Source organism: Pseudomonas sp. Kh14 (assembly GCF_900291005.1).
Taxonomy (GTDB): Bacteria; Pseudomonadota; Gammaproteobacteria; order Pseudomonadales; family Pseudomonadaceae; genus Aquipseudomonas; species Aquipseudomonas alloputida.
In genome coordinates this window covers 172,854-198,587 of the sequence record NZ_OLKJ01000037.1, presented here as the reverse complement: position 1 = coordinate 198,587, position 25,734 = coordinate 172,854, and the positions used below count along the sequence as shown (strand labels likewise).

The 25,734-nt window shown below is 61.6% G+C and carries 24 protein-coding genes and 1 tRNA gene; 14 read left to right on the top strand and 11 right to left on the bottom strand.

Features of this window, described 5'->3' with window-relative positions; genetic code table 11:
* Window positions 1-85: 85 nt before the first annotated feature.
* The 3 genes from FQ668_RS22025 to FQ668_RS22015 all read right to left on the bottom strand — a co-directional run bounded on the left by FQ668_RS22025 (window position 86) and on the right by FQ668_RS22015 (window position 4,672).
* On the bottom strand, window positions 86-1,045 hold the full coding sequence (locus FQ668_RS22025; RefSeq protein WP_014589999.1) for a cation diffusion facilitator family transporter: 960 nt from the start codon (window positions 1,043-1,045) through the stop codon (window positions 86-88).
* 141 nt (window positions 1,046-1,186) lie between these two features.
* Window positions 1,187-3,253 carry a methyl-accepting chemotaxis protein McpU gene (gene mcpU / locus FQ668_RS22020; RefSeq protein ID WP_019438833.1) on the bottom strand — a complete coding sequence of 689 codons (2,067 nt, stop codon included), beginning with the start codon at window positions 3,251-3,253 and terminating at the stop codon, window positions 1,187-1,189.
* A 66-nt stretch (window positions 3,254-3,319) separates the two neighbouring features.
* Window positions 3,320-4,672 carry an APC family permease gene (locus FQ668_RS22015; protein ID WP_010952372.1) on the bottom strand — a complete coding sequence of 451 codons (1,353 nt, stop codon included), beginning with the start codon at window positions 4,670-4,672 and terminating at the stop codon, window positions 3,320-3,322.
* A 446-nt stretch (window positions 4,673-5,118) separates the two neighbouring features.
* Here FQ668_RS22015 and FQ668_RS22010 point away from each other — a divergent pair, with 446 nt between their 5' ends.
* The gene (locus FQ668_RS22010; RefSeq protein WP_026031963.1) at window positions 5,119-6,627 is read left to right on the top strand and encodes a YdgA family protein; all 1,509 of its coding nucleotides are present in this window, start codon (window positions 5,119-5,121) and stop codon (window positions 6,625-6,627) included.
* 274 nt (window positions 6,628-6,901) lie between these two features.
* On the top strand, window positions 6,902-7,960 hold the full coding sequence (gene nadA, locus FQ668_RS22005; RefSeq protein ID WP_019438256.1) for a quinolinate synthase NadA: 1,059 nt from the start codon (window positions 6,902-6,904) through the stop codon (window positions 7,958-7,960).
* 108 nt (window positions 7,961-8,068) lie between these two features.
* Here nadA and FQ668_RS22000 read toward each other — a convergent pair whose 3' ends face one another.
* Window positions 8,069-9,505 (bottom strand): M48 family metalloprotease, encoded by a 1,437-nt coding sequence (locus tag FQ668_RS22000; protein ID WP_014590004.1) that lies wholly within the window; start codon window positions 9,503-9,505, stop codon window positions 8,069-8,071.
* Between the two features lie 122 nt (window positions 9,506-9,627).
* Here FQ668_RS22000 and FQ668_RS21995 point away from each other — a divergent pair, with 122 nt between their 5' ends.
* Together FQ668_RS21995 and FQ668_RS21990 are read left to right on the top strand one after the other, a co-directional pair.
* Window positions 9,628-9,867 (top strand): sulfurtransferase TusA family protein, encoded by a 240-nt coding sequence (locus tag FQ668_RS21995; protein ID WP_003254745.1) that lies wholly within the window; start codon window positions 9,628-9,630, stop codon window positions 9,865-9,867.
* A 20-nt stretch (window positions 9,868-9,887) separates the two neighbouring features.
* Window positions 9,888-10,958, top strand: a complete 1,071-nt coding sequence (locus FQ668_RS21990; protein WP_003254744.1) for an AI-2E family transporter — start codon at window positions 9,888-9,890, stop codon at window positions 10,956-10,958.
* A gap of 98 nt (window positions 10,959-11,056) precedes the next feature.
* Here the strand turns inward: FQ668_RS21990 and FQ668_RS21985 are convergent, their stop codons facing one another.
* Both FQ668_RS21985 and FQ668_RS21980 read right to left on the bottom strand, forming a co-directional pair.
* Window positions 11,057-11,530 (bottom strand): peroxiredoxin, encoded by a 474-nt coding sequence (locus FQ668_RS21985; RefSeq protein WP_003254742.1) that lies wholly within the window; start codon window positions 11,528-11,530, stop codon window positions 11,057-11,059.
* Window positions 11,531-11,541: 11 nt separating this feature from the next.
* Window positions 11,542-12,102, bottom strand: coding sequence for a glycine cleavage system protein R (locus FQ668_RS21980; RefSeq protein WP_003254741.1), 561 nt, complete (start codon window positions 12,100-12,102; stop codon window positions 11,542-11,544).
* 259 nt (window positions 12,103-12,361) lie between these two features.
* On the opposite strand from FQ668_RS21980, the gene dapA reads away from it, so the two are divergent.
* From dapA to FQ668_RS21955, 5 genes are all read left to right on the top strand, one after another.
* Window positions 12,362-13,249 (top strand): 4-hydroxy-tetrahydrodipicolinate synthase, encoded by an 888-nt coding sequence (dapA, locus tag FQ668_RS21975; protein ID WP_019438257.1) that lies wholly within the window; start codon window positions 12,362-12,364, stop codon window positions 13,247-13,249.
* A 15-nt stretch (window positions 13,250-13,264) separates the two neighbouring features.
* Entirely contained in the window at window positions 13,265-14,386 is a 1,122-nt protein-coding gene (bamC, locus tag FQ668_RS21970) for an outer membrane protein assembly factor BamC (RefSeq protein WP_019438258.1), read from the top strand.
* Entirely contained in the window at window positions 14,387-15,145 is a 759-nt protein-coding gene (locus FQ668_RS21965) for an MBL fold metallo-hydrolase (protein ID WP_019438259.1), read from the top strand. It begins immediately after the preceding gene.
* Window positions 15,146-15,175: 30 nt separating this feature from the next.
* Window positions 15,176-15,886, top strand: a complete 711-nt coding sequence (gene purC, locus FQ668_RS21960) for a phosphoribosylaminoimidazolesuccinocarboxamide synthase (protein ID WP_003254733.1) — start codon at window positions 15,176-15,178, stop codon at window positions 15,884-15,886.
* A 91-nt stretch (window positions 15,887-15,977) separates the two neighbouring features.
* Window positions 15,978-16,067 (top strand) — tRNA-Ser (locus FQ668_RS21955).
* A 98-nt stretch (window positions 16,068-16,165) separates the two neighbouring features.
* On the opposite strand, the gene FQ668_RS21950 is transcribed toward FQ668_RS21955, so the two are convergent.
* The 3 genes from FQ668_RS21950 to FQ668_RS21940 all read right to left on the bottom strand — a co-directional run bounded on the left by FQ668_RS21950 (window position 16,166) and on the right by FQ668_RS21940 (window position 17,545).
* The gene (locus FQ668_RS21950) at window positions 16,166-16,516 is read right to left on the bottom strand and encodes an addiction module antidote protein (RefSeq protein WP_019438317.1); all 351 of its coding nucleotides are present in this window, start codon (window positions 16,514-16,516) and stop codon (window positions 16,166-16,168) included.
* 356 nt (window positions 16,517-16,872) lie between these two features.
* Window positions 16,873-17,145 carry a DUF3077 domain-containing protein gene (locus FQ668_RS21945; RefSeq protein ID WP_014590008.1) on the bottom strand — a complete coding sequence of 91 codons (273 nt, stop codon included), beginning with the start codon at window positions 17,143-17,145 and terminating at the stop codon, window positions 16,873-16,875.
* A 136-nt stretch (window positions 17,146-17,281) separates the two neighbouring features.
* On the bottom strand, window positions 17,282-17,545 hold the full coding sequence (locus FQ668_RS21940) for a hypothetical protein (RefSeq protein ID WP_003254728.1): 264 nt from the start codon (window positions 17,543-17,545) through the stop codon (window positions 17,282-17,284).
* Between the two features lie 640 nt (window positions 17,546-18,185).
* Here FQ668_RS21940 and FQ668_RS21930 point away from each other — a divergent pair.
* Genes FQ668_RS21930 through FQ668_RS21920 form a run of 3 tightly spaced genes read left to right on the top strand, consistent with a single transcriptional unit; the run spans window position 18,186 to window position 22,178 of the window.
* A complete protein-coding gene (locus tag FQ668_RS21930) occupies window positions 18,186-19,046 on the top strand; it encodes an SH3 domain-containing protein (protein WP_003254727.1) in 861 nt (286 codons plus the stop codon).
* Between the two features lie 8 nt (window positions 19,047-19,054).
* Entirely contained in the window at window positions 19,055-20,959 is a 1,905-nt protein-coding gene (locus FQ668_RS21925; protein ID WP_144180655.1) for a hypothetical protein, read from the top strand.
* A 10-nt stretch (window positions 20,960-20,969) separates the two neighbouring features.
* Window positions 20,970-22,178: a hypothetical protein gene (locus tag FQ668_RS21920; RefSeq protein ID WP_019438319.1), complete on the top strand. Its 1,209-nt coding sequence runs from the start codon at window positions 20,970-20,972 to the stop codon at window positions 22,176-22,178.
* 100 nt (window positions 22,179-22,278) lie between these two features.
* Here the strand turns inward: FQ668_RS21920 and FQ668_RS21915 are convergent, their stop codons facing one another.
* Entirely contained in the window at window positions 22,279-22,896 is a 618-nt protein-coding gene (locus FQ668_RS21915) for a LysE family transporter (protein ID WP_019438320.1), read from the bottom strand.
* A 190-nt stretch (window positions 22,897-23,086) separates the two neighbouring features.
* Here FQ668_RS21915 and FQ668_RS21910 point away from each other — a divergent pair, with 190 nt between their 5' ends.
* Together FQ668_RS21910 and mqo are read left to right on the top strand one after the other, a co-directional pair.
* On the top strand, window positions 23,087-23,272 hold the full coding sequence (locus FQ668_RS21910) for a YhfL family protein (protein ID WP_144180653.1): 186 nt from the start codon (window positions 23,087-23,089) through the stop codon (window positions 23,270-23,272).
* A gap of 328 nt (window positions 23,273-23,600) precedes the next feature.
* The gene (gene mqo / locus FQ668_RS21905; protein WP_135199417.1) at window positions 23,601-25,238 is read left to right on the top strand and encodes a malate dehydrogenase (quinone); all 1,638 of its coding nucleotides are present in this window, start codon (window positions 23,601-23,603) and stop codon (window positions 25,236-25,238) included.
* Between the two features lie 131 nt (window positions 25,239-25,369).
* Here mqo and FQ668_RS21900 read toward each other — a convergent pair whose 3' ends face one another.
* On the bottom strand, window positions 25,370-25,705 hold the full coding sequence (locus FQ668_RS21900; RefSeq protein WP_041166859.1) for a helix-turn-helix transcriptional regulator: 336 nt from the start codon (window positions 25,703-25,705) through the stop codon (window positions 25,370-25,372).
* Between the last annotated feature and the right edge of the window lie 29 nt (window positions 25,706-25,734).

The window sequence follows — 25,734 nt, the reverse complement described above, 5'->3', positions numbered from 1 at the left end:
TTAGAGCCCGCTACCAGAAATGGTCGCGGGCTTTTTCGTTTGCGCTACGGGTGTTCGGAAAAAAGGGGCGCAGAGCGCCCACGAATTACTCGGCCCATTCCGGGTCGCCAGTGAACACCACTGTCAGCCAGCGGTCCGGCCCTTCGCCGCCTACCGCGTCGCCAATCTCGTTGCGCCAGGCATCCCATTCATCGATAGTCTTCGCCGCCATGGTTTTGGGCACGATGAAATACAGCTCAATCTCCCGCGAACGCCCGACCTTGGCGACATAGGCGCGGTAAGACTGCAGGCCGTGGCGAGCGACGAAGGCCTTGGCAACTTCATCTACGTGCAGCTTGAGGTCGCCGGGGGTGACCAGGAAGATTTCGGACAGTGCCTGACGCACCACCGACATCGGCAACGGCACGATCACCAGGCACACCAGCGCCAGCACCGCCGGGTCGATGTACGGTGATACCCATTCCAGCGAAGTGCCCTGTACTGCATAGCCAAAGCAGAAGGCGATCAGCAGCGCGGCAGTGATGCTGGCCGACATCACCCAGCCCTTGACGTCCATGCGCACGAAGTCTGACTTTAGTTTGCGGTTGGCGCGGGCCTCGATGACGGCGATGGTCACGCAGGTGATCACCGTCAGCGCCGCGTAGACCATGGCAATGCCGAACTCCAGGTGGCGCCCGCCTTGCAGCAGGCTGCTGACGGCGTTGATCAGCGCGTAGATGGCCACGCCGCCGAGCAGAATGCCGTTGAGCGCCAGTACCATGGGCTCCAGGTGCCAGAAACCCATGGTGAAGCGCTCGCGCAGCTTGCGCGACATCTGCACGCTGGTGGTGTGCGAAGTGATCAGCTTGACCACCACAAGCGACAGCCCGCTCATGCTGGCGTCGACCAGCGAGTACACACCGTCGAAGACGATGGAGAACGAGCCGGAGGCAAGGCCGAAGGCGATGCCGATGGTGGCGATGAACAGGGTCGCGGCGATCGAGGTGCGTAAAAGCCCTTGTTCGCTGGTGATGTCGAAGAAGGTGGATCGGGTTGGATTAGGCATAAGTTGTGCTCAAAAATAACAATGGTGCGGTGCCTGTCAGGGCCTCTTCGCGGGCACGCCCGCTCCCACAGGAACTCCACAGCCCCTTAGGGCACGCCGAACCTGTGGGAGCGGGCGTGCCCGCGAAGAGGCCCTCACAGGCTAGACGCGAAACTGCTCCATCAGCGCCTGCTGCTGGTTGGCCAGCCGGTTCAAGGCCTGACTGATGCGTGCCGATTCATCGGCCTGCCCGGCCAGTGATTCTGTCACGTCTCGAATGCCGGCCACGTTACGGTTCACTTCCTCGGCCACCGCGCTCTGCTCTTCCGCCGCCGAGGCAATCTGCAGGTTCATGTCGCTGATCACCGCCACGGCCTCGCCAATACGCTGCAGTGCCGGTAATGCCTGCTCCATGCGTGCGGCGCTGTCCTGGGCCTGGCGTTGGCCTGCATGCATGGCCCCCACCACGTCCTGGGTGCCTTGCTGAAGGCCTTCGATGACCTGGCGAATTTCCTCTACCGAAACCTGCGTGCGCTGGGCCAGGCCGCGCACCTCATCGGCAACCACGGCGAAGCCACGCCCGGCTTCGCCTGCGCGGGCCGCTTCGATGGCGGCATTCAGTGCCAGCAGGTTGGTTTGCTCGGCAATGGTGCGGATCACTTCAAGCACCGAGCCGATTTGCCCGCTGCGGTCTTCCAGTGCACGTGCCTCGTCCATGGCAGTGTTCATGCCTGCGGCCAGGCGGTCGATGCCCTGGCGCGTGCTGTCCACCAGTTGCAAGCCTTCCTGGCTGGCCTGATCCGCGGCGCGTGCGGCCTGGGCCGCCTGCGAGGCGTTGTGGGCGACATCAAGTGCGGTGGCGCTCATTTCATTGGCCGCTGTGGCCACCTGTTCGATTTCGCGATGCTGTTGCTGCATGCCGTTGCTGGTCTGACTGGCGATGGCAGCCGATTGGTCGGCGGTATCGCGGGCTTCCTGCAGCGAGCCCTTGACCTGGGCAATGACCGGTTGCAACTTGTCGAGGAAGCGGTTGAACCAGCCGGTGAGCTGGCCCAGTTCATCCTGGCGGGCGTAGTCCAGGCGACGGGTAAGGTCGCCTTCACCACTGGCAATGTCTTCCAGGCGTGCAGCCACGGCCAGGATTGGCCGGGTAACGCCGCGCGCGGTCAGCCACACCAGCAGCAAACCGGCGATAGCCGTGCCAAGGCCTATCAGCAGGCTGGTGAGGTTGGCATTCTGGTTATGGGCGTCAAGGCGCTGGTTGAGGGCTGCGGCGGGGGCCTGCAGCACGCTTTCCGGCAGTTCCAGTACTACCTGCCACGGGGCTGTGTCAGGGATTGGCGTGAAGGGGTGGGCCACGCGCAGCAGGCCGTCGGCTACCGCTTTGTCCATGGGCTTACCGAGCGTGCTGTCGTCGCGGCTGTTGCCCGCCAGCAGGCCGGCGGCGGTGGCGATGCTCACCTGGCCCTGACCGTCGAACAGATCGCGGCGGCCGTCCACGCTCAGTTGCTGCAGGTTGGCCAGGCCGATGTCCAGGCCGACCACGCCAACTACCTTGCCGTGTTCCAGCAATGGCAGAGCGATGCTGGTCATCAGCACCTGACGGCCGTTGACCTCGTCGAGGTACGGTTCGAGCATACAGGCCCTGGCGGTGTCCTGCGGACAGGTCAGCCAGCGATTCTTCGCCGCGCCGTTGCTGCCGATGCTGGTGTCGCCGAGCATCGTTTCCGGCATGGCTTCAAGTTCCAGGGTGCCGGGGCTTGGTTGTGACCAGTACAGCGAGAAACGCCCGCTCTCATTGCTGCCCATGGCGTCCTGGCTTAGGTACTGGCTGTCCTGCTGGTCCAGGGCATTGGGCTGGAACACCAGGTACAGGCCGATCACGTCCGGGTTGCCGGCCAGGCTGGCACGCGCCTGGCGGGTTAGTTCGGCGCGCAGGTCGCTACCACCACGGTCCTTCAGCACGTGTACCAGGCGGGCAAAGCCATTGCCATACTGGTAGGCGTCCATGAAGTAGCGCTGGATACGCAAGGCCTGGGTTTCGGCGTGGGCCTGCAGGCGCTGGCGGGCGCTGTCTTCGAGCATGGCAGTGTTGGCCTGGTTGACCAGGGCGGCGCTGCGATGGGCCTGGGTCAGCGAGGTGGCTACCAGCAAGGCGACAATGGCCAGCAGGCACAGGCCGGCGAGGAGTGTGATCTTCCACTGGATGGAGAGGCGACGCAGCGGCATGAGGGCTTTCCTTTTCGAACAAATGCAACGCCCGCAATCAGGCGCGGGCGTTGTTGGCAGCGAGGCTCATTCGGCGACGTAGTTGGGCGGTGCCGCGCGGAAGGCTTTGGTCAGCCAGCCCAGGTAGACCAGCCCGAGCGCAGCCCAGATACCGCCAAACATCAGCGAATGTGCGTTCAGGTCCAGCCACAGCGAGACGATGATGCAGAAGCCGATGGTCGGCAGCACCAGGTACTTCAGCTGGTTGGCCAGGCCTTTACGGTTGCCTTCGCGCAGGTAGCAGTGGTTGATCACCGACAGGTTGACGAAGCTGAACGCGACCAGGGCGCCGAAGTTGATGATGGAAGTGGCGGTGACCAGGTCGAAGAAGATCGCCGACAGCGAAATCAGCCCTACCACGGCAATGTTCAGCACTGGCGTCTTGTAGCGCGAATGCAGGCGGGCGAAGACGCTGGCCGGGATCACGTTGTCGCGGCCCATTACATACAGCAGGCGCGACACGCTGGTTTGCGAGGCCAGGCCCGAGGCGATGGTGTTGATCACGGTGCAGGCGATGAAGATCGACTGGAAGAGCTTGCCGCCAACGTACAGGGCAATTTCCGGCAGGGCTGCTTCCTGGTCGTGGAAGCGGGCCATGGTCGGGAAGTAGGCCTGAATGAAGTACGACACGGTGATGAACACCACACCGCCAATCAGTGCGGTGAGGAAGATCGCCCGGGGAATGGTCTTGGCCGGATCGCGGGTTTCCTCGGACAGGCAGGTGACCGCGTCAAAGCCCAGGAACGAGAAGCACAGGATGGTCGCACCGGCGGCCAGGGCGCTGAACTGGGTCTGGCTGTCGGCGAACGGTATCAGGCTCCAGGTGGTACCCAGCCCTTCACCCTGGTCCAGGCCGCGCACGCACAGGTAGATGAACACGGCGATGATCGCCACCTGCACACCCACGAACAGCAGGTTGAAGTGCGCCACCAGATTCACGCTGCGCATGTTGATCAGGCTGATCAGGGTGACGAAGCCGGCCACCCACATCCACTCAGGCACTTCCGGGAACATGGCCGAAAGGTACAGCTTGGCCAGTAGTGCGTTGACCATCGGTAGCAGCAGGTAGTCCAGTAACGAAGACCAGCCCACCAGGAAGCCCACGTGCGGGTTGATCGCGCGCTGGGTGTAGGTGTAGGCCGAGCCCGACTGCGGGAAGCGTTTTACCAGGGTGCCATAGCTAACTGCGGTGAACAGGATGCCAGCCAATGCCAGGATGTAGGCGCTGGGTACATGCCCGGCAGTAATCCCGCTGACGATGCCGAAGGTATCGAACACGGTCATCGGGGTCAGGTAGGCCAGGCCGATGATGATCACGTGCCAGAGGCGCAGGGTTTTGCGGAGTTGGCCGTTGCCGGAAGCGCTGTGGTCAGGCTGCATGCTGGCATGGCTCCTGCTGCTGGGCGTAAACGACGGGCACGGTGTATTGCGCATGCGGCAAGGGCGAGCGGGTGGGCTCCATGTTGTTCACCTTTTATGTTGGAGCGGCGGAAGGCGCGGAGGGGCGCGCAAAGTGGTGAAAATAAAAAACGATGGCTAGGTGGGTGTCAAGTTAAACATGACAAGATGTTGCAAGATTGAAATATCTATCGATTAAATACGGGGTTTATTCGGTTTTTGCGCGTTTTTTTGCGATTATGATCAATTTGTGTGTTCGTAAAAATTAACGAGCTATTTGCTTGTCTCACCGTGATGTCGGATGTGTCCGAAAAATGGCATTTCTCGACCTGGGCCAGCGCTCGGCCCAATCGGGGGTGGTACTCTTCGATTTCTGCGTGGCCTTTGGCCGCCTTCGAAGCCCTTACGGACAGCAATCGGTTCTATTCATGAAGAAATCAGTTGGCATCCTTTCCGGCCTGGCTATCGCCATTGCCGTCGCAACTACCGCAGGCGCCTGGTACACCGGCAAGCAGCTGCCGGCAGAGCTGGACAACGCCCTTGCACGCAGCAACGCCGAACTCAAAAAGGCCCTGGTCAGTACCGGTGGTAGCATGAGCATCGAGCGTGTGTCGCTGGAGCAGCATCTCTTCAGCAGCACTGCCCAGTACCGGCTCAAGGCTCGCGACATCAACGTGGGTCAGGGCGAGGTGATCAATTTTGACGTGGGCATGACCGACCAGATCGAGCACGGCCCGTTTCCGTGGTCGAGGGTCAGGGCACTGAAGCTGATGCCGGTAATGGCGGTCAGCAACAGCACGCTGCAAAAGGATGACGCCGTCGCGCCATGGTTCGCCGCTGCGGGTGAAAAGGCCCCGATCAGCGCGCAGACCAGCCTGGGTTACGGCGGTAGTGTGGTCAGCCAGGTTCAGCTGGCGCCGCTCAAGTTTGACGAAGCGGATGGCAACAGCCTTGACTTCTCGGGCATGCAGTTCGAAGTGAGTGGGGACAAGGAGGGCAAGGCCTCGAAGTTCCAAGGCCAGGCCGACAGGCTGGTGATGAAATGGGTGCATGACGACCAGCCGCCGGCCACCTTCGAGCTCAAAGGGCTGACGTTTGGCGGTAACCTCGCAGCCACCGCGCACGATGCCATCTATGTCGGTAACGTCGATCTGGCGTTGGCCGAAACCAAGGTCACCCTTGGGCCGAAACAGCAGGTGCTACTGATCAAGGGCCTGGAACAGAACGCCTTGCAAACCCTCGACGGCACGGACACCGTAGGTGGCCGCGCGGAGTACAAGGTCGGCGACATCAGCTGGGATGGCCGTGCGGTAGGCAAGGCGCAGATGGCGGTGAGCGTGACTTCGGTAAACGCCCCGGCGCTGCAGGCCTTGTCGAAGTGGTACCAGTCGCACTTGCCGGAGTTCGAGGCCGCCAGTGCTGCTGGCCAGCCGGTGCCGCAGATCCAGATGGACGACGCCGAAAAGGCCCGCTTCCAGGGTGACTTGCAGAAATTACTGGCCGCCAAGCCCAAGCTGGCGGTAGAAAACCTGTCGTTCAAGACCGCCAATGGCGAGAGCCGCTTCAACCTGTCGATGGACCTCGCCGCGCCGGCCAGCTTCGACTTGCCGCCGGACCAGCTGAGCAAGCAGATTATCACGGAGGTGAAAGGCAAGCTGTCGCTGTCCAAGCCGATGATCGGTGACCTGGCGACCTTGCAGGCGTTGCTGGATGGCCAGACCGACGCCCAAGCGATTGCCATGCAGTCGAGCCAGGCGGGGGAGATGGTCGGCATGATGGCGCTGCAGAGCGGCATGGCTACCGTGCAGGGCGATGATGTGGTCAGCAGCCTGCACTATGCCGATGGCATGGTCGATTTCAATGGCAGAAAAATGACCGTGGAAGAATTTGCCATGTTCATGGCGGCGCATCTGGGGGCCCTGTCGCCGCAGGGGTGATGGTTTCTCCTGTTGCGGCCTCTTCGCGGGTAAACCCGCTCCTACCAGGATTTCACCGTGTAGGAGCGGGTTTACCCGCGAAGAGGCCAGCACAGGCAACACAAAAACCCCTTTAGTAATCGCTGGATTGTCTGTAGCCTTCGGCCTCCGATAATAATCCGCGCCCGCAGAGGGCCGTGGCGGTCAGCATGCCGTCCGGCGCCCTTAGCCGATCTGCCAGGGCCGGGTGATACACTCGATTTGACGCGCAAGCGCGCCTGCAGGTCCAGCGATCATGACCCAGATTTCCGAACGCCTATTGGTTCAGGCCCACCTCGACGCCAAGCAGCCCAACCCGCTGACAACCGAGCAGGAGGCCGAATACCGTGCGGCCATCGCTGCCGAGCTCAAAGCCCAGAATGCCGTGCTGGTTGCCCATTACTACTGCGACCCGGTCATCCAGGCGCTGGCTGAAGAAACCGGCGGCTGTGTATCCGACTCGTTGGAAATGGCCCGCTTCGGCAAGAACCACCCGGCCAAAACGGTCATCGTGGCCGGAGTGCGCTTCATGGGCGAGACGGCAAAAATCCTCACCCCGGAAAAGCGCGTGCTAATGCCGACACTGGAGGCCACCTGCTCGCTCGACCTGGGCTGCCCGGTGGAAGAGTTCTCGGCCTTCTGCGACCAGCACCCTGAGCGCACCGTGGTGGTCTACGCCAACACGTCCGCAGCGGTGAAGGCACGCGCCGACTGGGTGGTGACTTCAAGCTGTGCACTGGAAATTGTCGAAAGCCTGATGGACAACGGCGAAACCATCATCTGGGGACCAGACCAGCACCTGGGCCGTTACATCCAGAAGCAAACCGGTGCCGACATGCTGCTGTGGGACGGTGCCTGCATCGTTCACGAAGAGTTCAAGTCGCGCCAGTTGGCCGACATGAAGGCGCTGTACCCGGATGCTGCGATCCTGGTGCACCCCGAGTCGCCGGAAGCGGTGATCGAGCTGGCCGACGCGGTGGGCTCCACCAGCCAGCTGATCAAGGCTGCCCAGACCCTGCCGAACAAAACCTTCATCGTCGCCACCGACCGCGGCATCTTCTACAAGATGCAGCAGCTGTGCCCGGACAAGGAATTCGTCGAAGCCCCCACCGCCGGCAACGGCGCGGCATGCCGCAGCTGTGCGCATTGCCCGTGGATGGCGATGAACACCCTGGAGCGGGTGCTGGATTGCCTGCGTAACGGCACCAACGAGATTTTCGTTGACCCGGCGCTGGTGCCCAAGGCGATCAAGCCGCTTAATCGCATGCTGGACTTTACCCAGGCGGCGCGGCTGAAGCTGTCTGGTAATGCCTGACGCCAGACCGCGTCATACTCTTCGCGGGCTCGCCCGCTCCCACAGATATTGCACCGTTTACCAAGGCGGTGGAGTACCTGTGGGAGCGGGCTTGCCCGCGAATCGCCTTCAGCGCCCCATCATTTCCTGAACCATGCGCCGCTGCTCCATGATCTCGCGCTGGCGCTGGTCAATCTGTGAGGCCAGCGGGAAGTTACCGCCCGCCCGACGCTTGGCGTAATCCAGCTGCTGGATTGCCTGATCAAAGTCGCCGACCAGCGTGAAGTATTCGGCACGCGCCCGGTGCAAGCCAATGGTATTGCCCGACAAGCCACGCACCTCGGCCATGTCGTACCACACATCCGGGTCATCCGGCCGACTCTTCACCAGCTCGTTCAACACCTTCTCGGCCTCAGCCGGTTTGTTCTGTTTCACCAGCAGGTCGGCGCGCACCTGTTTCAACGGGTAGTTGCCCGGGTACAGCCCCTGCATCCGTTCGGCGCGCTGCTGGGCGTCGGCAAGACGGTTGTTGGTGATGTCCAGGTCGATCTGCGCCAGGTTGTAGGTGATGTCGTTGGGCGCCTTGGCCAGCAGCGGCTTGAGCATTTCACGGGCCTCGTTCAATTGCCCGCCCTTGATCTGTGCCAAGGCCAGGCCATAACGTGCGGCGTCCAGCTTTGGGTCTTCGTCCAGTTGGGCGCGGAAGCGCTTGGCGGCAAGCCCCGGCGTGCCTTCGTAGGTCAGCGCCACCCGGGCGCGGATCAGCTGGTAGCGCATGCTGTCTTCGATACCACCCTTGGGCGCTTGGTCGGCGCGGTTACGGGTGTCGGCAATACGTGATTCGGTCACCGGGTGGGTCAGCAGGAACTCCGGCGGTTTGGCGTCATAGCGATACTGGCGTGCCAGGCGCTCGAACATGGTCGGCATGTTGCGTGGATCGTAGCCGGCCTTTTCCAGGTTCTGGATACCGATACGGTCGGCTTCCTGTTCATTCTGGCGCGAGAAGCGCCGTTGCTCCTGAATGGCCGCTGCCTGGGTGCCGGCAATCATGCCGATGCCCGCGTCGCCGGCGCCACCTGCGGCCAGTACGATGCCGGCCAGCAGCGCCGCCATCATCGGCAACTGCATACGCTGCTGGGCCTCGACACCCCGCGCGAAGTGGCGTTGCGACAAGTGCGCCAGTTCGTGGGCCAGTACCGAGGCATATTCGCCCTCGGTCTGGGCGTTGAGGAACAGCCCACCGTTGACCCCTACAATGCCACCCGGGGCGGCAAAGGCGTTCAGCTCGCGGCTGTCGATCAGGATGAATTCCAGGCGCCGGTCCTGCAGCTGGCTGGTTTCGGCCAGCTTGTACACGCTGGTTTCGACATAGTCCTTGAGCTGTGGGTCATTGAGCTGATTGACCTGGCCGCGCAGCAGGCTGAGCCAGGCACGGCCCAGTTGGTGCTCCTGTTGCGGCGAGACGATCGCAGAACTGGCATCACCCAGTGATGGCAGGTCGTCAGCATGGCCGGGAAGGGCCATCAGGCAGGCCAGCGTCAGCAGGGTAGGGCGCAGTAGATTCATGCATGAAGCTCGCGTCGGATCAAAGATACCTACTGTAGCGGGCTCACACGTTGGCGACCAGTGGCGCTATCCTAGCCAGCCATGCCAAGAAGCAGCCTGGCGATGCCTTTGGAGACCCTGCGATGAGTAACACCCTGACCTGCGACGCCGAACTGGACGCCAGTGGGCTGAATTGCCCTTTGCCACTGCTCAAGGCCAAGATGGAGCTCAATCGCCTGGCCAGTGGCGCGGTGCTCAAGGTAATCGCCACGGACGCAGGCTCCCAGCGCGACTTCCGCACTTTCGCCCAGTTGGCCGGTCATACCCTGCTGCAAGAAACGGCCGAGGCCGGTACCTACACTTACTGGCTGCGCAAGGCCTGAGTCTTTTCCAAGGATCGTCAATGTTCAAAGTGCTTCGCGACTGGGTGCAGCGCTACTTCTCCGATGAGGAAGCGGTGGTGCTGGCGGTCCTGTTGTTCCTGGCTTTTACCGCCGTGCTCACCCTGGGCGGCATGCTCGCGCCGGTGCTGGCGGGCATGGTGCTGGCGTTTCTGATGCAGGGGCTGGTCAACGCCCTGGAGCGCGTGCGCGTACCTACACGGCTGGCGGTGATGCTGGTGTTCGCCTTGTTCATGGGCGCACTGGCGGTGTTCATGCTGGTGCTGGTACCGCTGCTGTGGCACCAGCTGATCACGCTGTTCAACGAGCTGCCGGGCATGCTCGGCAAGTGGCAGTCGTTGTTGCTGCTGCTACCGGAGCGCTATCCGCACCTGGTGTCGGACGAGCAGGTATTGCATGCCATCGAATCGGTGCGCGGTGAAATAGGCAAGTTTGGTCAATGGGCGCTGACCTTCTCGCTGTCCAGCCTGCCCCTGCTGGTCAATGCCATGATCTATCTGGTGCTGGTGCCGATTCTGGTGTTCTTCTTCCTGAAGGATCGCGAACTCATTGGCCGCTGGGTCAGCGGCTACCTGCCGCGCCAGCGCACCTTGCTGAACCGGGTGGGCAGCGAGATGAACCGGCAGATCGCCAACTACATCCGTGGCAAGGGTATCGAGATTCTGATCTGCGGCATTGCCACTTACATCGCCTTTATCAGCCTGGGCCTCAATTACGCAGCGCTATTGGCGTTGCTGGTGGGGCTGTCGGTGGTGGTGCCTTACGTGGGCGCGGTGGTCGTGACCGTGCCGGTGACCCTGATTGCGCTGTTCCAGTGGGGCTGGGGCGACCAGTTCATCTACCTGATGACGGTGTACGCGATCATCCAGGCGCTGGATGGCAACGTGCTGGTACCGCTGCTGTTCTCCGAGGCGGTGAGCCTGCACCCGGTGGCGATTATCTGCGCGGTGCTGCTGTTTGGCGGGCTATGGGGGTTTTGGGGGATATTCTTCGCCATCCCCCTGGCGACGCTGATCAAGGCCGTGCTGGATGCGTGGCCCAAGCAGGAGCCTAGCGTTTCACCGATGCTTTGAAGGTAATTGGGGCCGCTCTGCGCCCCTTCGCGGGCCCTGCACAGTTCCATTGGGAGCGGGCGTGCCCGCGAAGGGCTGCAAGGCAGCCCCATTCAATTTCAAGCCTTGTTCAAGGCTTGGGCGGCCGCCAATACGGCATCCACATGCCCGGGCACCTTCACGCCACGCCATTCCTGGCGCAGCACCCCGTCCTTGTCGATCAGGAAAGTGCTGCGGTCAACGCCCATGTATTCCTTGCCATACAGCTTCTTCAGCTTGATCACGTCGAACAGCTGGCACAGGGCCTCGTCCTTGTCGCTGATCAGCTCGAACGGGAAGCCTTGCTTGGCCTTGAAGTTCTCGTGCGACTTGATGCCATCACGCGACACACCGAATACCACGGTGTTGGCCGCGGCGAAGGCGTCATGCTGGTCGCGGAAGCCCTGGCCCTCGGTGGTGCAGCCTGGGGTGCTGTCCTTGGGGTAGAAGTACACCACCACCTGCTGGCCCTTGAGTTCGGCAAGGCTGACGGTTTGCCCGCTGGTGGCCTGGGCCTGGAAGTCGGCGACAGGTTGGTCGAGTGCTACAGCCATGATCGGTTTCCTTACATTGGGTTCTGGGGACGCCAAGGCTCGATCAGTGCGTCGAGGTTCAGGGCATCGGCAAAGTCCAGGAACTGGTCGCGTAGCCAGCTGATCTGCGTGCCGGCCGGCAGAATCACGGTGAACTGGGCGTTGAGCATGCTGCTACCGGTTTGCGGCGCCAGGTAGGTGTCGCAGGTCATGGCTTCCAGCTCGACGCGGTGGTCAAGGAAGAACTGGCACAGCTCGTTGATGATGTCCGGGCGGTAGGCAGCGCTGACGTAGGCCACATACGGAAGGGCCTGCGGGCGCACTTCCTGGTCCGCGCTGCGGACCACGTCGAGGGTCAGGCCGTGCTTCTTGCCCAAACCTGGCAGGGTGGATTCGAGACGTGCCAGGGCGTCCCAGCTGCCGCCCACCTGCAGCACCAGGGCGCTGGTCTCGCCGTGGCGGCTCAGGCGCGAGGTGACCACCGCGCAGCGGTTTTCGAAGGCAGCGCGGCTGAGGACGTTGGCCAGCTCCATGGGGTTCGGGCCCAAGGCACTGATGACAAGGAATTGTTCGCGGACGGTGGGGGTGGACATGCAGCATTCCTAAAGCGATGAGCGGTCGGCACAGGACGGGCAAAAGCCTCCTGTCGGCAGGGCCCGGGGCTCGCATGCGAGGTCTTGGACGCTGGCGGGGAGCAAGGTCGACGGCCCGGCGGGCCGCGCTGCACCGATCAAAGGGCCAAGGGTAGCGAAATAAGCCGCCGAGGGGAATGCTCCACCCGCCTGCTTCGCTTGTGCAAGGTCGATGCCCCCAGTACCATTACCGCTCTCTTTTTCCGGCAGGAGCAGTTACATGATTGCGGGCAGTATGGTGGCATTGGTCACACCCATGGATGCACAAGGGCGTGTTGACTGGGGCAGCCTCGACAAACTTGTAGACTTCCACCTGGAAAACGGCACCCATGCGATCGTCGCTGTCGGCACCACCGGTGAGTCGGCCACGCTGGATGTCGAAGAACACATCCTGGTCATCAAGCACGTGGTCGAGCGCGTCAAACGCAGCGCCAAACCGATTCCGGTCATCGCCGGCACCGGTGCCAACTCCACCGCCGAAGCCGTGCACCTGACCCAGAACGCCAAGAATGCTGGCGCCGACGCCTGCCTGCTGGTTGTGCCGTACTACAACAAGCCGACGCAAGAAGGCCTGTACCAGCACTTCAAGCACATTGCCGAAGCCGTCGACATCCCGCAGATCCTCTACAACGTTCCCGGCCGTACCTCCTGCGACATGCAGGCCGAGACCGTGATCCGCCTGTCGACCGTGCCGAACATCATCGGCATCAAGGAAGCCACGGGCGACCTGGCCCGCGCCAAGGCCATTCTCGATGGTGTCAGCAAGGAATTCATCGTCATGTCCGGCGACGACCCGACCGCCGTCGAGCTGATCCTGATGGGCGGCAAGGGCAACATCTCCGTCACCGCCAACGTCGCTCCGCGCGAAATGGCGGACCTGTGCGAGGCCGCCCTTGAGGGCAATGCCGAGAAGGCCCGCGCAATCAACGAAAAACTCATGCCGCTGCACAAAGACCTGTTCTGCGAGTCCAACCCGATCCCGGTGAAATGGGCGCTCGTCGAAATGGGCCTGATGCAAAAAGGTATTCGCCTGCCCCTGACCTGGCTGAGCGAAGGCTGCCACGAAAAAGTCCGTACTGCCTTGCGCCAGTCCGGCGTACTGGTTTAAGAGGAAGTACACCGCATGAAGCGACTGGCTGGTCTTTCCGCCCTTGCCCTGATTATCTCCAGCACCAGCGGGTGTGGCTGGCTGTGGGGCGAGGATGGCTATTTCCGCGACCGCGGCAGTGACTACCTGCAGGCGCACCCGACCGCGCCGATGCAGCTGCCGCCGGACGCCAGCAACGTCAAGCGCCTTGACCCGCTGCTGCCGATTCCGCGTAACGTCGCTGACGATACCGTCAAGGGTGAGTTCGAAGTGCCTCGCCCGCAACCGCTGACTGGCGGTGCCGCCCAGGTCACCGACTACAGCCTGCAGCGCAGCGGCAGCAGCCGTTGGGTGCTGGCCCAGCATTCGCCAGCCGAAGTGTGGCCGGTTGCCCGGCAGTTCTTCGAGGACAACGGCTTCCGCATTGCTGAAGAGCGCCCGCAGACAGGTGAGTTCAATACCGCCTGGCAGCGTTTCGACGAACTGTCGGCATCGCTTGGCCAGCGTCTGGCCAGTACTGCCAGCAGCGGCGACAGCGAGGTGCGTGTACGTGTGCGCATGGAGCCTGGCGTGCAGCGCAACACCTCCGAGGTGTATGTGGTCAGCGTCGAGCGCCCGGCGGGCAGCACTGCCGATCCTGCGTTCCCGTCCACCTCCAGCAATACCGGCACCGATGCCCTGCTGGTCGACGAAATGCTTGCCAGCATGAACCGCAGCGCCGAGAAGGGCGGTTCGGTGTCGCTGCTGGCCGCGCGCGATTTCGACGCACCAAGCCGCGTCAGCCTGAGCGAAGACGGCAGCGGCAACCCGGTACTGTACTTGGGCTCCGACCTGGACCGCGCCTGGTCTGGTGTGGGCCGTGCCCTGGAGCAGGGTGGCGAATGGCGTGTTGAAGACATCAACCGCAGCCTGGGCCTGTACTACATCAACCTGTCCGAGAAGCCTGACGACAAGCAGAACCAGCCTGGCTTCTTCAGCCGCCTGTTCGGCAGCGAACCGACCAAGGAAGAGCGTGAAGCCCGTGCCGAGCGTTACCAGGTTCGCCTGAGCAAGGTGGGTGAGAGCGTGCAGGTCACGGTCGAGAAAAACATCAACACCGTGGCTCCGGCCGATGTCGCCCGCCGCGTGCTGAGCGCCATTCAGGACCACCTGGGCTAAGTGCGCTTCGCGGTACTCGGAAGCGGCAGCCAAGGGAACGGCACGCTGATCGCCAGTGGTGACACGGTCATCCTGGTCGATTGCGGTTTTTCCCTGCGTGAAACCGAGCGGCGCCTGGCGTTGCTCGGGGTTTCTGCAGCTCAGCTCAGTGCAGTGCTGGTCACCCACGAACATGCCGACCACGTGCATGGGGTCGGCTTGCTGTCGCGGCGCTACAATGTACCGGTCTACCTCAGCCAAGGGACCTTGCGCGGCATGCGCAAACCGGTAGAGGTGGCCGGTTTTCTCGCTTGTGGCCAAAGCCTGCGCATCGGCAGCCTGGAAGTGACCGCGGCGCGGGTCGAGCACGACGCTTACGAGCCATTGCAGTACGTGGTCAGCGATGGTCAGCGGCGTTTTGGCATGCTCACTGACCTGGGCTCGTACGACGCGCTGCTGTTGGAGCGTTACCAGGGCCTGGATGCACTGCTGATCGAGGCCAACCACTGCCGCGACCTGCTGGCACGCGGTCACTATCCGGCCTTCTTGAAGCAGCGGGTGGGTGGCATGCAAGGGCATTTGAACAACCACCAGGCTGCGCGCCTGGTGCACGAGTTGGGCTGGAGCAACCTGCAACACCTGGTGCTGGCCCACCTCAGCAGCAAGAACAACCTGCCACACTTGGCCCGCCAGTGTTTTGTCGACACCCTTGGGTGCGACCCGGACTGGCTCCAGGTGGCGAATCAGGAACACGGGCTCGACTGGCGCGAAATCGCCTAGCCCAACACCTCAAGCAAGCGGAGCCCAATCATGGAAAAACGCGAAGAACTTTACCGCGGCAAGGCCAAATCGGTTTACAAGACCGACGACGCCGACCGCTTGATCCTGCTGTTCCGTAACGACACTTCGGCGTTCGACGGCAAGCGTATCGAACAACTCGACCGCAAAGGCATGGTGAACAACAAGTTCAACGCCTTCATCATGCAGAAACTGGAAGAAGCCGGCGTGCCGACCCAGTTCGACAAGCTGCTGGGCGACAACGAGTGCCTGGTGAAGAAGCTGGACATGATCCCGGTCGAGTGCGTGGTGCGCAACTACGCTGCCGGCAGCCTGGTCAAGCGCCTGGGCGTGGAGGAGGGCATCAAGCTGGAGCCGTCCACCTTCGAGCTGTTCCTGAAGAACGACGAGAAGGGCGACCCCTTCATCAACGAATCCCACGTTGTCGCGTTCGGCTGGGGCACCGCCGAGCAACTGGTAGAAATGAAGAAGCTGTCGTTGAAGGTCAACGAAGTGCTGAGCAAGCTGTTCGATGACGCCGGCCTGCTGCTGGTCGACTTCAAGCTGGAGTTCGGCGTATTCCACGGCCAGATCGTGCTGGGCGACGAGTTCAGCCCGGACGGCTGCCGCCTGTGGGACAAGGAAACCCGCAAGAAGATGGACAAGGACCGCTTCCGCCAGGGCCTGGGCGACGTGATCGAAGCCTACGAAGAAGTTGCCAAGCGCCTGGGCGTGCCGCTGTAAGCGGCACGTTCACGCAAGCGCCTGATACCACGCGATTTTTTTGAAAAAAAGATTTGCGTTTTAAAAGAACGCTGGTATGATGCGCGGCATTGGAGAGATGCCGGAGTGGTCGAACGGGACGGATTCGAAATCCGTTGTACTGGCAACAGTACCTAGGGTTCAAATCCCTATCTCTCCGCCATACAAGATCAAGCCCCTGGAAGCGAAAGCTCCCGGGGGCTTTTTCGTTATGGAAGGCAAAGATTTACAGCCAGCATGCTAATTGCCCGAGCGGTTAAATCAAGAGCCCGGAAGCTTCTCGAGCGGCCTGACTGTGAGCTCTACGCCTAAGGCAACCATCAGTTTTTGAATAGTAGTGAAACGGGTCTTTTCTCCGCCCTTCAGCGTTTTATAAAGAGACTCTCGATTGACCCCTGCGTCTTGCGCAAACTGATTCACGCCCTTGGCTTTTGCCACTTCACCCAATGCATGCATCAGGGGCTGAGCGTCATTAGCCTTCATTGCTTCTGCCAGAAATGCCGCGATGGTTTCCGGGCTGTCGAGAAACCGGGAGGCCTCGAAGCGTTTTGTTTTGCTCAAATCCAGATCAAGGATTGGCATGTCTTGCAGCGAAATTTTTTTGCTCATCATTTTTTACCTCGTAAAGCATCAAAAATTTCCTTTGCTCGTTTGAGTGAGCGGCCGAGTGGGCCTGCGGCTCTATAAACGGAGTGGGTTGCCCATTACGCAACGGGTGCATACGCCTGCAGCGATGTTCGCCTCCCATCGTCGGCGCTTGGTTTGGCCGTGACGTGATGAGGCTAGGGCGCGAGCGGAGCGCTGGCAACGGATAGCGCGGGTTTGCTGAGCGTTTGGGAAATGGACTACATGGCGGTAGAGAATGTCGCACTCCAGCTGTCAGCGTGGGGGCTCGCTTAGGTGCGCTTGCGACATGATGCGACCGGTGAAGCCCCGGGATATTTTGCGTTTCCAGGGCTTCCTCGTACTTACTTTTTCATCATCCCCAACTCAGCATCATCCAACAGCGCCTTGGCCATCGCGCTCAGGTAATGCGAGGCCCAGATCAGTTTCTGGTCGCCGTCCATCAGGCCGGTGATGATCAGGTCGCGCACGTAACCCATCAGTTCGGAGGCCTGTTCGCGGGCGTCCTGGCAGGGGATGCCGGGTTCGATGCGGAACAGCGGGTGGGTGTTGTTTTCGCCTTGGTAGAAGCAGGTCTTGCCGACTGTGGTGGGTTCTTTTGTGTTGTCGGTGGGCATTGTTTTGTTTCCCTGGATTCTGGGTTGCCTGGGCTGGCCTGTTCGCGGGCACGCCCGCTCCCACAGGTGCTGTGCAGTGCGTGACGGCTGTGGTGACCCTGTGGGAGCGGGCGTGCCCGCGAAGAGGCCTGACCTGCTAATGCAAGGTGTGAGGCTCTGTGGGTAAATGCGGCCGCATCTGCAACTGCATCAACGCCGACTCGACCAGCCCCTGTACCGCTTCCATTTCATGGATTACGGCCTGCATCACGATCGAGCTGTGGGCGGTAGGTTTGAGTTGCACGGATTGGCGGGCCACGGACAGGGCGCAGAGCACGTACTCTGAGGACTGGACCAGGGTGTCTTGCAGGATCTGGGTGGAATGGGGGGAGTAGGGTGGATCGGGGACTGTCTTGCGCATGTAAGCTCCTTGGGTAGTGGAGCCGCCTGGCAACGCTGTCAAACGAATGGAGGCAGCTATACATGGGTTGACAGACCGGTACCCAAGGACCCGGCGCACACGAATGTGCCCCATGCACAGCTGCCATTAAGCGCTGCAACGGAAACTTGAGTAGTCGGCCTGTCAAAGCCGGTCGCTGATTTCACAACGACGAGCCGAGACTAGAGCGCGACCGAATCCGTCGCAACCGTTTGAGCGGGTTGGCAGTATGTTTGGGAAACGCCCTACAAGGAAGGGGATAATTCTGAGTAGAAGTTGTAGGACGGATTTCTACTAATCAATCAGACAGGCTTCCTGCAACATTTTGTCTTGAACTGCCAATGGCACCTTGGGCTACAATGCGGCGCTCTGATACGCCACTCACGCCCAGGCCACACGCCGTAATGATTACGCGCGCTGGGCGATGAACTCTTCCTGACATGGATTCGTTGGATGCTTTGCGCCGTACTGGTCTCCCCCTGCGCCCCTCGCTGGACGGCTGAATTGTCGTCTGCGGCCAGTGCTGCACACTTTCTGAAAACCCCGCACAACTTTGAATGCTGCCGCCAACCATTGGCTGCGGTACGCGGCTGTGCGCCCCACCGAAAATGGAGTGCTCCACTTGCGTAAGAAATTCGTCGCGTCCCTTCTGGCGGTCGCCATCGCCTCTACCACGGCCTGTGCACAGCTTGGGATCAGCAAAGAGCAAGCGGGCACCGTGATCGGTGGCCTGGCCGGTGTGGCCATCGGCTCGACCATGGGCAGTGGCAACGGCAAGATCGCCGCCGCGCTGATCGCAGGTGGCATTGGCGCCTACGTGGGCAACCGCATCGGCCACATGCTCGATGAAAAGGACCAGCAAGCCCTGGCACTGCGTACACAGGAAGTGCTGAGCCAGCAGCAAACCACTGCCAGTGCCCAGCCAGTGACCTGGAAGTCCGACCACTCCGGCGCCACCGCGCAGATCGTGCCTGGCAAGGAATACACCAAGACCAAGCAGGTCGAGGTCAAGCGCGCGCCGAAGATCCAGGCGGTGCCGTCGATGAAGCTGATCAACGAGCCGTATGTGACCATCAGCGACAACCTCAACGTGCGCGCCGCGCCTAACCAGGCTGGCGAGAAGGTCGGCAGCCTGAAGAACCACACCGAATTCACCGCCGTGGGCTCCACCGGTGACTGGATTCTGGTCGGCCGCAAGGGTGTGACCGTGGGCTATGTGCACAAGAACTACGTAGAGCCCAAGGCACAAGCGGTTGCCAAGCGTGTAACGCCAGCCGTCAACCTGGACGAGCTGGACGTTGCCGCCAGCAAGGAAACCCAAGGCTTCGACCTGGACTCGGTGCAGTCGCTGCCGACCCAGACAGTTGCCGCCGAAGCGGCCTGCCGCCCGGTCACCGTCAGCCTGAAATCGCAAAGCGGCCAGACCGAACAAGAACAGAACACCTTCTGCAAACAAGCCAACGGCACCTGGGAACTGATCTGAGGAACTCCATGAAAAAGCACGCGCTCGCGCTGGCTGTGATCGGCGCTTGTGGTCTGGTACCGCAGGCGTTCGCCCACGAGCTGGCCTTTTCCAAGAAAGACAACATCAAGGTCGAAGTGCCTGGGGATGCCACCACCTGGTGCAAACCCCAGGTAGACCTGACCATCACCCGCCCGGCCTGGGATAACCAGGAACTGCTGTCAGGCCTGCTGACCAAGCTGCCGTTCGTGTTCGCCAAGGACTGCTCGACCGCCAAGGTGAGCTGGAAGGCGGTCGATGCCAAGGGCAACCTGTACGCCAGCGGCTCGGGCAATGCCAGCAACCTGGGGCTGGTAACTCTGGCTGCTGCGCCTGCCACTGCCGCCCCGGCGCCGGCTGCAGCAGTTGCCCCCGCTCCGGCACCTGCGCAGCCAGAAGCACCGGCTGCTGCTGCACCGACACCGACACCGGCCCCAGCCCCAGCCCCTGCTGCTGCAGCGGCCCCGGCAGTAGTCGAAGCCGCACCTGCGCAGGCAAAACCCGCTCCGGCCCCCGCGCCCGCGCCAGCCTTAGCTGCAGAGCCAGCCCCAACCCCAACCCCAACCCCCGAAGCCCCGGCAGCAGCCCCTGTTGTGCCGCCCGCTCCGGCACCTGCCACAGCAGTCGCCGCAGCCCCCACTTCGGACTTCGGTCGCTCGGTGGTCCTGGAAAACCGCAACCTGATGCAGGTAACGGACGGCACCGGCTGCAAATGGGTGCTCAGTACCTCGATCATCGGCGATGGCGACACCCTGTCGTTCGGCACCACCCCGGCCATGCCGTGCCCGGCGTCCGGCTTTGGTGAAGGCAGCTTCGACAAAATCAGCTGGAAGGCTGTGGGTACCTACCGGGGTGATAACTGGACCCGCGTCTATGCTCACCCGAGTGGTTTGATCTTCAACAAGAGCCTTGAGCCTGCGGTAAAGGACAAGGCCGTTTCTTATCTCACGCCGCAAGCTGACCAGGCCGCGTTCCTGGTCGGCGAGATCCCAGGCCGGCAGATGAAGGTGTACCTGACGTTCACCCGCTCCAGCTACGGCGTGCTCCGCCCGTTCGGCAGCGACCCTTACTACGTCGCGGTCACCCCGGACGAGTCGTTTGCCCTGGACGCGACCAAGTACAAGGAAGCTGCGCTGGAAATCTTCGACCTGATCAAGACCACCTCGCCGACCACCACCGATGTAGCCAACCTGTTCATCGTCAAAGACCTGTCGGCGATCTCGAACAACATCTGGGGCAACGACGCGCAGAAGATCACCCGCAACCGCATCGGCATCAACCGCCAAGGCCTGTTCTTCGATGTGCGCGACGGTGCCAACTGGGCGGTACAGCGTGAGCAGCAGCGTGTGCGTGAGCAGCGTCAGCGCCAACAGGAACTGGCCCGCGTGCACACCCGTGTGCTGGAGCGTTACCAGCAGTTGCAGGACGGCATGAGCGAATTCAAGGGGCGCGAAACCGAGGCGTTGGCGCAGATGGCGGGTATCAAGGTGCGCTTCGCTTCGCCACTGGAGCAGCAAAACCCTGCGACCTCGGCCAGCGTGGTGCCAATGATGGTGCACGTCACCGGCAAGAAAGGTGACTTCTACAGCATCGACTTCCCGAGCAACGGCCGCCTGGTTGCGGACGTGGAATACAGCGAAGGCTGGTACGTGACCCAGGTGGCCAACGCCACGCCGTACTACCCGCTGGACGACGGCCGCGCCGTGCCTACCTACCGTGCCTACAGCGCCGGTGAACCCGAGGCCTGCAAGCAGGACCACTGTGCCGACCGCGTGTCGTTCGGCGCCGTGCTGGCCAAGGAATTCCCCAACGCCGGTATCGATTTCAGCTGGACCCCCGAGGTCTCCCAACAGTACGTGAACGACTGGAACAACGCTTCCGCCATGGTCCAGTGAGGCAAACACCATGATCAAACAGATGAACAAGAAGCAGCTGCTGATTGGCGGTGTGGCCGCAGCGGTGCTGGTGCTCGGTGGTGGCTATGCAATGGTCTCCAGCTCGGGCAAGAAGGCTGCGCTGGCCTACTACGACGACTTCAAGGAGCGCTATTTCCTTGAGGATGTGCTGTCTGAGGGGGACATTTCCTACTCGGCGTTTTCCGGCAACCTGACGGTAGCCGACCCGGAGATCCGCGTGGCGGCGGCGCAGACCAATGGTGCCCAGCAGTTCATGCGCGGCCTGTCGGGCTTGATGGAGTCCGTACAGGGTGGTTCGGCTGAGGAAGGCCTGGCGGGCTGGGCCAAGTACCAGCTCAATGTCAGCCGCAATGTGGCCGGGGTGTACCTGAAGGCTGATGCGCTGAAGCTGGCCCATGACGGAGACAGCAAGGATGGCAGCATTCATATCCAGTTGCTGGGCATGCAGATGGGCAACCCTTACGTTGCCAGCAAGGGTGCCGAAGTCGTGCTGGTGGCTGATGTCAGCGACGAGGTCCAGCCACGTGCCGAGCTGGCCGCCAATGGTCGGGCCGCCCCGTCGAACTTCACCTGGGGCGCCAACATGGCGGTGCGCCAGCCAGTGACTGGCGCGTTTCTGGTCAGCAGCACCGGTGACTTTGGTACCACGGTCGACCTGGACTTCACCATCAAGCGCTCCAGCGATGGCGAAGGCTCGATGACGTTCGTGGTCACCCACCGCAACGACGGCTCCAAGGTGGGAGAGATCGTGCGCAAGGCCGACTTCCAAACGCTGCCGGAGCTGGACGATGTCGAAACCCAGCTCAAAAGTGCCCTGAGCGCGATGCTGATCGGGGCATACAGCCCGTACTCCGGCCAGGCGGTGTTGGCTGAAGCGGTGAGCGGCTTTGCCCGCAAGGCCAAGGTCGAGAACTACTCGGTGAGCTACAGCGGCTTCAAATCGCTGAAAGAGGCTTTCAGCGAATACCAGCAGCAAGTCCCCAAGGCAAAGTTCGCAGCCTTCTGCCAGGAGGTTGGGCTGTCGTCTTGGAGCAGTGACTTTGGCGCCAAGGCCAAGAACCACAGCGACTCGGAATGCGCCATCGGGCAGAAGCTGGTCGAAGACGGCATGTTCGAAGAGCAGTACACCTTCAAGGAAGGCAAGAGCCTGTTTGCGGCGTTGTTCGTGAGCAAGGCGTATCAGCTGGAAACCAATTGACTGGGTAATGGCTGAGTGAACAAGCCCTCGGGAACCAGGAGTTGCCGGGGGCTTTTTTAGGGTTGCTGTCAGGCGTACCCGGACCCTGTCGGGCGTGGGATCAGCGCATCGCCGCCAGTTTGATGCCGAATCCCACCAGGCAAGCCCCCGCCAGCCGCTCGAACATATTGGCAATCCGCGGGCTGGCGCGCATGCGCTCGGCCAGTTGATGGGTCAGCACCACGGCAATCAGCCCATACAGGAAGGTCACCACCGCCACTGTCGCCGCCATGAAACCGAACGTCACCAGCCCTTGGTGCTTCACCGGGTCGACGAACAGCGGGAAAAACGCCATGTAGAACATGATCGCCTTGGGGTTGAGCAGGGTGATCATCATGGTCTGGCGCAGGTACTGGCCGTTGTCCATGCGGCAGGTGTGTGCTGCACCACCGGGTTTGCTCAGCAGCATGCGCAGGCCCAAATAGGCCAGGTATGCAGCCCCCGCCCACTGCACCACATGAAAGGCGGCAGGGTAGGTGGCCAGCAGGGTGGCGACGCCGGCTACCGCCAGCCACAGCAGCACCTGGTCACCCACGATCACGCCACAGGTCGCGGCCAGGCCTGCCTTGATACCGCCCTTGCCGGTGGCGGTGATCAGGGCGAAATTGCCCGGGCCGGGGATGGCTAGAAGAATAAGGAAGGCGATGACGAATGCGCCGTAGTCGGTGACGCCAAGCATGGTGAGTTCCTGTTGGGCATTGCGAAGGCAGTGCGCTGAACTATCGTCGCCAAAGGCGCGCTTTTCAACCTGTTGTTGCACAGTTGCAAAGAACCTGTGCCAAGTGCGGCTTGGATCCAATGCCTGGAGTCTGTATGATTCCGCGGCCATCAGACGATGGTCGAAGATGATTCATTTAAAGGACTGAGTAATGAAAAAGCTGTTCAAGGCCACCGTTGCCGTCGTTTCGGGTGTTGCCCTGCTGTCGGGTTGCACTGGCCAAGTTTACAACCAACCGAAAAACTGCACCTACGACTACCTGTTCCACCCTTCGGTTTCCATCTCCAAGATCATCGGTGGCTGCGGCCCGATCGATAAACTGCCTCAGCAGCAGTAATCTTGGCGGTACCCTGATCGCGACGCTTGCGGCGTGATCCAAGGCCCCCGGTCATGCACATGGCCGGGGGTTTTTTGTTTTTGACGTGACAAACTGCCGCTGGGGCAACCGGTCGCCTTGACGCTCCGGCCTGCAATTTGTTTGTGCTGGCATTTCAGATACAATCGGAAAAACGATTCAGCCTTGTCGGTCAATTCGACCAAAGGCCGAGCCGTTTTCTGGTTCTCTGGCTGCTGAACAATGATCAACAAAAAGCCTGCGCTGAAGAACACGCTTTACCGGGGCCAGCCACAGGCCCTCACTCTGTTCTCCTGACTGGAATTGATCAATGTTCAAGAAAGCTGGCAAGACCTTGCTGGGTCTGGCGGTCGCTGCAAGCGTCATGCAAGCGCACGCTGCAGAAACCAAGAAAGTAGACGTGCTGCTGGTCGGCGGCGGCATCATGAGCTCCACCCTGGCCGTGTGGCTGCACGAGCTGGAGCCAAGCTGGTCGATGGAAATGGTCGAGCGCCTGGATGGCGTGGCCGAAGAAAGCTCCAACGGCTGGAACAACGCCGGTACCGGCCACTCCGCGCTGGCCGAGCTGAACTACACCCCGGAAGACAAGGACGGCAACGTCAACATCTCCAAGGCCATCGAAATCAACGAAGCCTTCCAGATTTCCCGCCAGTTCTGGTCGTGGCAGGTACGCCAGGGCGTACTGAAGAACCCGCACTCGTTCATCAACACCACCCCGCACATGAGCTTCGTGTGGGGCGATGACAACATCAAGTTCCTCAAGAAACGCTACGACGCACTGCAGGCCAGCCCGCTGTTCCGCCCGATGCAGTACTCCGAGGACCACGCGCAGATCGCCAAGTGGGTCCCGCTGATGATGGAAGGCCGCGACCCGAACCAGAAGCTGGCCGTGACCTGGACGCCGATCGGCACCGACGTCAACTTTGGCGAGATCACCCGCCAGTTCGTCGGCCACCTGCAGACCCAGAAAGGCTTCGACCTGAAGCTGTCCAGCGAAGTGCAGGACATCACCCGCAACAAGGACGGCTCCTGGCACGTCGAATACAAGAACCTGAAGGACGGTACCGAGTCGGCCACCGACGCCAAGTTCCTGTTCATCGGTGCCGGCGGCGGCGCGCTGAAGCTGCTGCAGAAGTCGGGTATTCCGGAGGCCAAGGAATACGCAGGCTTCCCGGTGGGCGGTTCGTTCCTGGTGACCGAGAACCCGACCGTGGCTATGCAGCACATGGCCAAGGCCTACGGTATCGCCTCGACCGGTGCGCCACCCATGTCGGTCCCGCACCTGGACACCCGTGTGCTGGATGGCAAGCGCGTGATCCTGTTTGGCCCGTTCGCCACCTTCTCGACCAAGTTCCTGAAGAACGGCTCGTACCTGGACCTGCTGAGCAGCACCACCACCCACAACGTGTGGCCGATGACCAAGGTCGGTATCGAGCAGTACCCACTGGTCGAGTACCTCGCTGGTCAGCTGATGCTGTCTGACGATGATCGCTTCGAAGCCCTGCGCACCTACTTCCCGAACGCCAAGAAAGAAGAATGGCGCCTGTGGCAGGCCGGTCAGCGTGTGCAGATCATCAAGCGTGATGCCGAGAAGGGCGGTGTGCTGAAGCTGGGCACTGAAGTGGTGGCGTCCGAAGACCGCACCATCGCTGGCCTGCTGGGTGCCTCGCCGGGTGCTTCGACTGCTGCGCCGATCATGCTGCACGTGCTGGAAACAGTGTTCAAGGAGAAGGTCGCTACCCCAGAGTGGCAGGCCAAGATCAAGGAAATCGTGCCGAGCTACGGCACCAAGCTGAACGACTCGGCAGCGGCCACCCAGAAAGAGTGGAACTACACCGCTGAAGTGCTGCAACTGGGTAAACCGCCGGTGATCGACGCCAGCGTTGAATTCGGTGGCGCGGCAAGCAAGCCGGTCGAGAGCAAGCCTGAGAACGACATGGCGCTGTAAACGGCCATTGTTGTGAAAGAAAGCCACGGGGGAGACCTCGTGGCTTTTTTGTTGCCAAACACAGCGCAACCCTCAGGTTTATCGCCATCCCTGTAGGAGCGGGTTCACCCGCGAAGAGGCCTGCCCAGGTATCACTGCTGGCGCAGGATGCACTCCAGCAACCCCGGGAACCGTTTATCCAGCATCTCGCTACGCAGCGAATTCATATGGGTCGTCCCCACATTGCGGGTTTGCACCAGCCCTGCATCACGCAACACACGGAAGTGGTGAGACATGCTCGACTTCGGCCTGCCTCCGTCCAGCTCGCCACAGCTGGCCTCGGCCACACCGGCCAGGTGGCGGACGATTTCCAGGCGCACGGGGTCGCTGAGCGCATAGAGCAGGCGTTCAAGGATGAGGTCTTCGGGGTTGGGATGTTTATAGGCTCGCATGATTGACATGATAACGGGGGTTCCATTAATTGCCATAGTTCGATTATGATCGAACAACAGTATTC